Source organism: Streptomyces sp. NH27, from assembly GCF_056859195.1.
In genome coordinates this window covers 1-7,997 of sequence record NZ_JACEGK010000372.1, presented here as the reverse complement: position 1 = coordinate 7,997, position 7,997 = coordinate 1, and the positions used below count along the sequence as shown (strand labels likewise).

The following is a 7,997-nucleotide window of genomic DNA, read 5'->3' as shown; positions in this document are numbered from 1 at the left end:
TGCTGGCGTGGTCGTCCGCAAGGCGCCGCAGCGGCCTCGTAGTGGGCCTACTCGGCCTATGCGGCAACGCCGTGGACGGCCGCGCCAGGGCGGCGAGCGGGGCAAACCTTGCCGGGAGGGGCACTAGACGTTGAGTTCGTTCGTGGTCCCGGCTGCTTCTGGTTCCTGCCAGCCGATCGGGGCGAGGCTTTCCGTCGCGCGGTGGAAAGCGGTGTACAGAGCGAGCGCACTCCTTTGGGCGTCGCTCATGGCTGAACTGAAGTCATCGACCAAGGCGCCGGGATCGATTGCTGGTGCGGTACGGAGGCGACCCTCCTCGTGCCACTCATCGACCAGCCGTCTCATCTGATCTGCGGTGAGGGTGAGCCGCTGGGCCAGCACTTTCAAACTGGCCGCAACCTCGTACACGTCCTTGATCCGGGTGAGGTCGGCGTCCTCGGTGCGGGTGAGGGCTGCGAGGCCGCGACGGTTGAGACCGTTGACGGACTCGGCAGCGATGGATGCGTGTTGGGGGGCTGTGCGGTTCATGAGGGTCCTCCGATGCCAGGTCAGGAAACCTTCAGATCTACGGGATGGCCGGGTGCGTAGACGGTCTCGCCGACACCGATCACTCGGCCGGCTGTGACGTAGACAGTCCGCATGATCATGACTGCGTACGTGTCGGCGGCGAGCCCGAGCGCTTCGCAGTCCTGGGTAGTCGCAATGCGGGCGTCGACGACCTTGGAAGCAGCTTGCACCGGGTTGCCGGAGCGCTGGGTGTAGACGGCCTGCCATGTGGGACTGCAGGGTCGCGGCTCGTCCAGCTCCGGGACTTCAGCGGTCACGTCGAGGTGGACCCAGGAGCGTGACGCTTGAAGGATGAGGACTCCACGACGCACGGTCCGGGCCCGCTCGACGCACTCGCCGACGCCCAGATGGTCAGCGACCCACGGCGGCGCATCAGTTCGGATGCTGTAGCGCCATTCGATGTGCTCACCGGCCTGTGTGATGCCCTGGATTCTGCGAGCACCCGCGATCAGGGCACGACGGTCGCGTACGAACACGCCCTTTCCCTGCCTGCTGTAGGCGTAGCCCTCGGCTTTTGAGCAGGGCTATGCCGCGGTACACGGCGTTGTCGGAGAGCGCGTAGGTCTCCATCAGGACCCGCGTGGGCGGGATCTTCTCGTCCGTGCCGAGGTCGCCTGCGTCGATCTGCCGCCGCAGGTCATCGACCATATTGGCCACGCTTCCGGAGTTCACGTCGCCCTCCCTTCCCCTGACTTCCTATCGGATGCGGTTGACGCTACACGTGGGCCGGAACTTGGCGGCTGGTCATCTACGGCCGGGGCCGCCGAAAGGTGGTCCCGGAGCCGACAGAACGCACCACCCCGGGGGGCAGGGGCACCCTCGACGCGCCCTCAACCCGCGCGGTGGACCACCGCGTCGCACAGCGCCGCCAACGACGCCTTCGCGGGAAGGTCCGGCAAGGGGGCGAGCGCCGCCCGCGCCTCGTCCGCGTAGCGCACCGTGTCCCGTCGGGCCTGTTCCAGCGCGGGATGCGCACGGAGCAGGCGCAGCGCCTCCGCGTGCAGCACATCGTCCGTGAGGTCGCCGTCGAGGAGTTCGTTCAGCCGCCGGTCCTCCGGCGTCGCCGACCCCTTCCCCTGCGCGTGCCACCTCCGCACGTGCAGGACCGGCAGCGTCGGGATCCCCTCGCGCAGATCCGTCCCGGGCGTCTTGCCGGACTCGTGGCTGTCGCTGGCGATGTCCAGCACGTCGTCGGCGAGTTGGAACGCCGCGCCGATCCGCTCGCCGTACTGCGTGAGGATGTGCACCACCGACTCGTCGGCGCCGGACATCATCGCCCCGAACCGCCCGGACACCGCCATCAGCGAGCTGGTCTTGCCCGCGATGACCTCCAGGTAGTGGTCGAGCGGGTCGCGGCCGTCGCGCGGGCCGACGGTCTCCATGATCTGCCCGGTGACCAACCGCTCGAACGCCTCGGCCTGCACCCGCACCGCCTCGGGCCCGAGGTCGGCGAGGATGTGGGAGGCGCGGGCGAAGAGGAAGTCGCCGGTGAGGACGGCAACCGAGTTGCCCCAGCGGGAGTTGGCGCTGGGCACCCCCCGGCGGACGTCCGCCTCGTCCATGACGTCGTCGTGGTAGAGGGTGGCGAGGTGGGTCAACTCCACGACGACGGCGGCCGGTACCACACCTGGCGCGTGCGGATCGCCGAACTGTGCCCCGAGCATCACCAGCAGTGGCCGGAAACGCTTGCCGCCGGCCTGCAGAAGGTGTCTGGCCGTGTCGGTGATGAAGGGGACGTCGCTCTTGGTCGCCTCCAGCAGCCCTTCCTCCACGGCCGCGAGACCGGCCTGGACGTCGGCATCGAGGTTCTCGTCCCACACGCTCAGCCCGAGGGGCCCGACGACGGTCACGAGGGGTACTCCTGTCGCTGGTCTGGCATCTGGCGGGTCCGAGCTGGGGCGGTTACGGCGGCTACGACTGCTGGGGCGCTTCCGCAGAGTCCGTCCGGGGACGGGGACCTGCGACTGCCCCTACCGGCAGGGTAGCCGGTCAGGTGTTGATCACTGCCGGGGCATCGCCCTGCGACGAGCCGCGGACGATCACCGCCCGTATAATCCTGATCACCTGGTTTATTCATATATGACCCACTCGAAAGAGTGAAGTGGTCGGGCGCGGGAATACTCGGCCGATATCGAATGCTTGACCGCACGCCTGTTCATCATTAGGTAAGACCGCCGCGCACCATGGCGACCTACACTCTCGACAGCAACATGTGACATGTCCTCGCTTCGGATGAACACCCGACAGAAGAACTGAGGAGGTGGACCGATGGCTACCAACCGAGCCGACCGTGGTGATGACCTCACCGAGGACGAAGCAGAAGCCCATGTACGAGGGGTGTGCTTCAAGACGGGACCGCCCGAGCGGACCGGCGTGGAGTTGGAATGGCTCGTCCAGGACCGCTCCGATCCACGCGAACTGATCCCCGTCGAACGACTGGACGCGGCGCTCGCGCCGGTCGAGGCCCCAGGGGCACTGCCCAGGGGCAGCAGGCTCACCCGTGAACCGGGTGGCCAGGTGGAGCTGAGCTCTCCACCCGCACCCACCCTCGCGGGGTGCGTGACGGCGATGGCAGAAGACCTCGCCACTCTCAGGGAAGCCGTCGAACGAGCCGGACTGCTGCTCGTCGGACACGGCCTCGACCCCCACCGCGAACCGCCCCGCGTACTCGACCATCCCCGCTACCGGGCGATGGAACGCTTCTTCGACCGCGAGGGCCCCTGGGGTCGTACGATGATGCGCCGCACGGCATCCTTGCAGGTCAACCTGGACAGCGGCGACGACACCGCGGGCGTGGCCGGCTACCGCAGGCGCTGGGCGCTCGCCCACCGGATCGGCCCGGTGATGGTCGCCGCGTTCGCGAACTCGCCCTTTCGGGACGGCCGCCCGACCGGCTGGGTGTCCACCCGGCAGGCCAACTGGGCCCTGATGGACCCCGGCAGGACCCGGCAACCGCGCCACGACGGGCAGGACGAGGACCCGCGCGCCGCCTGGGCGCGGTACGCACTGGATGCCAGGGTGCTGTGCATCCGGCAGGACGGCTCCGACTCCGGGTCCACACCCAGCTCCGGGTCCGGGTCCGGCTCCGCGCAGGACGGCGCGGACGGCGGTTCGGACCGCAGTGCGAACAGTGGCTCCGGCTCCGCCGCGGGCTCGGCATCTCGCTCGGGTCAGGGCTCGAACATAGGCACGGATTCGACCACTTCCGCCGACTGGTCCGCGCCTCCCGGGCTCACTTTCCGTCAGTGGGTGCGCGGTGCCCCCGGGGTCCGGCGGCCCACCGTCGGCGACCTGGACTACCACCTCAGCACCCTCTTCCCGCCGGTCCGCCCGCGCGGCTGGCTGGAACTGCGGATGATCGACGCGCAGGACGGCGAGCAGTGGATCGTGCCGACCGCGCTCGCGGCAACCCTGTTGGACGATCCGGTCGCCGCCGAGACCGCGTACGCGGCCACCGAACCGCTCGGCACGGACGGTGACCCTCTCCCCTCCGATCTCGTCTGGCGCCGCGCCGCACGGATCGGCCTGGCCGATCCCGAACTGGCCAGGGCGGCCCGCGCCTGCTTCGCCGCCGCCGAGAGCGCCCTCGGGCGCCCGGGCGCTTCCCCGGCCCTGCGGCAGGCCGTCTCCGACTTCGCCGAGCGCTATCCAGAACGGGGCCGCTGTCCGGCCCACGACCAGTTGGACGCACTGAGCCGCGCCTGACCCTCCGGAAGGCTTGCCGTGACAGACCCTCGTACTCCGCACCTGAACACTGCCGAAAATCTGACCACTTCAGCCACATCAGCCACTTCCACCCCTTTGGACCCAGGAGGCTCACAGACCCCGGCCGGCGGGGCGTCCGCGGCGCCCTCCGACCCGGCCGCCCGCGCGCTCGCCGCGCTCCGGGCCGCGCGGCACCGTACCGGCCTGCTCACCGATTCCGTCACCGACGACGACCTCGTCGCCCAGCACTCCCGGTTGATGTCCCCGCTGGTGTGGGACCTGGCGCACATCGGCAACCAGGAGGAGCTCTGGCTGATCCGCGAGGCCGGCCGGCGCACCGGGGTGCGGCCCGACCTCGACCACCTCTACGACGCGTTCCGGCACCCCCGCGCCGACCGCCCCGCTCTGCCGCTGCTCGGCCCGGCGGAGGCGCGCGGATACGTCGCCGAGGTGCGCGACGAGACCCTCGACGTCCTGGCCGGCATCGACACCGACCCGGCGCACCCCGAGCGGCTGCTGGCGGGCGGCTTCGTCTTCGGGATGCTCGCCCAGCACGAGGCGCAGCACGGCGAGACGATGCTCGCCACCCACCAGTTGAGGTCGGGGCCGGCCGTGCTGGACGCTCCCGCGCCGCCACCCGCACCGGCCGACGCGGCCGCGCTGCCGCGTGAAGTCCTCGTCCCCGGCGGCCCGTTCACGATGGGCACCAGCACCGAGCCGTGGGCGCTGGACAACGAACTTCCCGCGCACGAAGTGCGGTTGGCACCGTTCTGGCTGGACACGGTGCCGGTCACCAACGCCCGGTACGCCGACTTCATCGCGGCCGGCGGCTACCGCGACCCGCAGTGGTGGACGCCCGAGGGCTGGCAGCACCTCCAGGACGCGGGCCTCACGGCGCCGCTGTTCTGGTCCCGGGACGGCGACCGCTGGATACGCCGCAGGTTCGGCCACCTGGAGGCGGTGCCCGCCGACGAGCCGGTGCTGCACGTGTGCTGGTACGAGGCCGACGCCTACGCGCGGTGGGCCGGCCGGCGGCTGCCGACCGAGGCGGAGTGGGAGAAGGCGGCGCGGCACGACCCGGCGTCCGGCCGCTCGCGCCGCTACCCGTGGGGCGACGCCGATCCCGGCCCCGAGCACGCCAACCTCGGCCAGCGCCATCTGCGGCCCGCCCCCGCGGGCAGCTACCCCGAGGGCGCGGCGCCCAGCGGCGCCCGGCAACTCGTCGGCGACGTGTGGGAGTGGACGGCCTCGGACTTCATGCCCTACCCGGGCTTCGCCGCCTTCCCGTACAAGGAGTACTCCGAGGTGTTCTTCGGCCCGGAGTACAAGGTGCTGCGCGGGGGCGCCTTCGGGGTGGACCCGGTGGCCTGCCGCGGCACCTTCCGGAACTGGGACTACCCGATCCGGCGGCAGATCTTCGCCGGGTTCCGCACGGCGAGGGACGTGACGGACGCGGACCCGGCGGACGCGAGCGCGGTTGCGAACGCGGTTGCGAACGCGGTTGCGAACGCAGTTGCGGATGAGGGCACTTCGGGATCGGCGGGCGGTGGGGCTGCCTGATGTGCCGTCATCTCGCTTATCTGGGACCGCCGTTGCTGCTGGCACGGCTGATCGTCGAGCCGCCGCGGGGCCTGTACGAACAGTCCTGGCAGCCGCGCCGGCAGCGGCACGGCACGGTGAACGCCGACGGGTTCGGGGTCGGCTGGTATCCGCCGGCGGCGGCGCCCGGTGCGCCCGGTCAGCCCGTGTCGTACGACCCGCCGGCGGCGGACCACTCGCCCGGTCCGGAGCGGCCCGGGGACGAGGGGACGGCCGCGCCCGCGCGGTACCGGCGAGCGCTGCCGGTGTGGGCCGACCCCAACTTCGCCGAACTGGCCCGGGTGATCCGCAGCGGCGCCGTACTGGCCGCGGTGCGGTCGGCCACCGAGGGCACCACGCCCGACGAGTCGGCGGCGGCGCCCTTCCGGGACGGGCGCTGGCTGTTCAGCCACAACGGCGCCGTGCCGGACTGGACCCGGCTGCCGACCGGGCTCGGCCCGTCCGAACTGCTCGCCCTGGAGGCGCGTTCCGACTCCGCGTTGCTGTGGGCGATGCTCGCGGGCCGGCTTCGCCGGGGCGAGCCGCCGGGCGGCGCGCTGGCCGCCGTGATCCGCGAGGTCGCCGCGGCCCGGCCCACCGCGCGGCTCAACTTCCTGCTCACCGACGGCCGTACCATCGCCGCCAGCGCGTGGGGCGACACGCTCTGGTACCGGCTCCGCCCGGGTGCGGTGGTCGTCGCGTCCGAACCCGACGACGCGGTCGGGGACGCGCTCGGCGAATGGCGTGAAGTCCCCGACCGCTCCCTGCTCCTGGCCACCACGGAAGGCGTCCGCGTCATCGCGCTGCGCCCCGAACGCAAGGACACCACCCTCATGAGCGCCGAGAACCAGAGCCACTTCACCCTCGACGACCGGCTTCCCGCCGGCTACTTCACCGACATGCTGCACGCCGACGTGACCGGCGGCCTCACCGCCACCCCGCGCACCCTGCCGCCGAAGTGGTTCTACGACAAGCGCGGCAGCGACCTGTTCGAGCAGATCACCAAGCTGCCCGAGTACTACCCGACCCGCGCCGAGCAGGAGATCCTGGTCCGCCGGGCGCCGGAGATCGCCGCGGCCACGGGCGCGGCCACCCTGATCGAGCTGGGCTCCGGCTCCTCCCGCAAGACCCGGCTGCTGCTCGACGCCCTCACCGCCGCCGGCACCCTGCGCCGCTACGCGCCCCTGGACGTCAGCGCGTCCGCCCTCGAAGCTGCCGGGCGCGCGATCTGCGCGGACTACCCGGGGCTGGCCGTCTCCGCCACCGTCGCGGACTTCGAGGGCGGCATCCCGCTCTCCGACGAACCCGGCCCGCGCCTGCTCGCCTTCCTCGGCAGCACCATCGGCAACTTCGACGGCCCGCAGCGCGCCGCGTTCTACCGCACCCTCGCGCGCTCGCTCAGCAGCGACGACGTGCTCCTGCTCGGCGCCGACCTGGTCAAGGACCCGGCGGTGCTGGTCCGCGCCTACGACGACGCGGCCGGCGTCACCGCCGAGTTCGACAAGAACGTGCTGCACGTCCTCAACCGCGAACTCGACGCCGACTTCGACCCCGCCGCGTTCGAGCACGTCGCCGTCTGGAACGAGGAGTACGAGCGGATCGAGATGCACCTGCGGTCGCGTATCGCGCAGACCGTCAAGATCCCCGACCTCGACCTCTCGCTCGACCTCGCCGCCGGCGAGCAGGTGCGCACCGAACTGTCCTGCAAGTTCCGCCGCGAGTCCCTCACCGCCGAACTCCACGACGGCGGCTTCACCGTCCGCCACTGGTGGACCGACCCCGCCGCCCGCTTCGCCCTCCTGCTGGCCGTGCCGAACTAGTGCCCCTCCCGGCAAGGTTTGCCCCGCTCGCCGCCCTGGCACGCGCGTCCTCCCCCTACCTTCGGCGGGTGGGGGCACCCCCGGCGAAGCCAGGGGGAGTGCCCCCAGCGTTGGCCGAAAGCCCGAGTAGACCCACTACGAGGGCTTCCGGCCGCCTTGCGGCCTGGGGGCACCCCCACGCCGAAGGCCATGGGGGAGCACCAGAACCCCTCGCTACCCGGCAATCCTTGCCGGTCACGGCACTAGCCAACCCGGCAAGGCCGTTCGCGACTGCCGCCGCTCCCCCGCCCCCGGCGGTCCCGTTGCTCGGCGGGAACACCGGCGCGG

Annotated in this window: 6 protein-coding genes and 1 pseudogene; 4 read left to right on the top strand and 3 right to left on the bottom strand. The window is 71.6% G+C overall.

Annotation, left to right across the window (positions count from 1 at the left end):
• Positions 1-123 precede the first annotated feature (123 nt).
• From AC13HU_RS26165 to AC13HU_RS26155, 3 genes are all read right to left on the bottom strand, one after another.
• Entirely contained in the window at positions 124-528 is a 405-nt protein-coding gene (locus AC13HU_RS26165) for a hypothetical protein (RefSeq protein WP_483044406.1), read from the bottom strand.
• Positions 529-548: 20 nt separating this feature from the next.
• The gene (locus AC13HU_RS26160) at positions 549-1,043 is read right to left on the bottom strand and encodes a UTRA domain-containing protein (protein WP_483044405.1); all 495 of its coding nucleotides are present in this window, start codon (positions 1,041-1,043) and stop codon (positions 549-551) included.
• Positions 1,044-1,397: 354 nt separating this feature from the next.
• On the bottom strand, positions 1,398-2,417 hold the full coding sequence (locus AC13HU_RS26155; protein WP_483044404.1) for a polyprenyl synthetase family protein: 1,020 nt from the start codon (positions 2,415-2,417) through the stop codon (positions 1,398-1,400).
• A 418-nt stretch (positions 2,418-2,835) separates the two neighbouring features.
• Here AC13HU_RS26155 and egtA point away from each other — a divergent pair, with 418 nt between their 5' ends.
• The 4 genes and pseudogenes from egtA to egtD all read left to right on the top strand — a co-directional run bounded on the left by egtA (position 2,836) and on the right by egtD (position 7,670).
• Complete coding sequence (gene egtA / locus AC13HU_RS26150; RefSeq protein ID WP_483044403.1) at positions 2,836-4,272, top strand: ergothioneine biosynthesis glutamate--cysteine ligase EgtA; 1,437 nt, start codon at positions 2,836-2,838, stop codon at positions 4,270-4,272.
• A gap of 96 nt (positions 4,273-4,368) precedes the next feature.
• On the top strand, positions 4,369-5,832 hold the full coding sequence (gene egtB, locus AC13HU_RS26145) for an ergothioneine biosynthesis protein EgtB (RefSeq protein ID WP_483044402.1): 1,464 nt from the start codon (positions 4,369-4,371) through the stop codon (positions 5,830-5,832).
• A pseudogene (locus tag AC13HU_RS26140) lies at positions 5,832-6,569 on the top strand (class II glutamine amidotransferase); the annotation flags it as partial. The gene egtB and the pseudogene AC13HU_RS26140, both read left to right, overlap by 1 nt.
• Before the next feature lie 114 nt (positions 6,570-6,683).
• Complete coding sequence (egtD, locus tag AC13HU_RS26135; RefSeq protein ID WP_483044407.1) at positions 6,684-7,670, top strand: L-histidine N(alpha)-methyltransferase; 987 nt, start codon at positions 6,684-6,686, stop codon at positions 7,668-7,670.
• Positions 7,671-7,997: the final 327 nt, after the last annotated feature.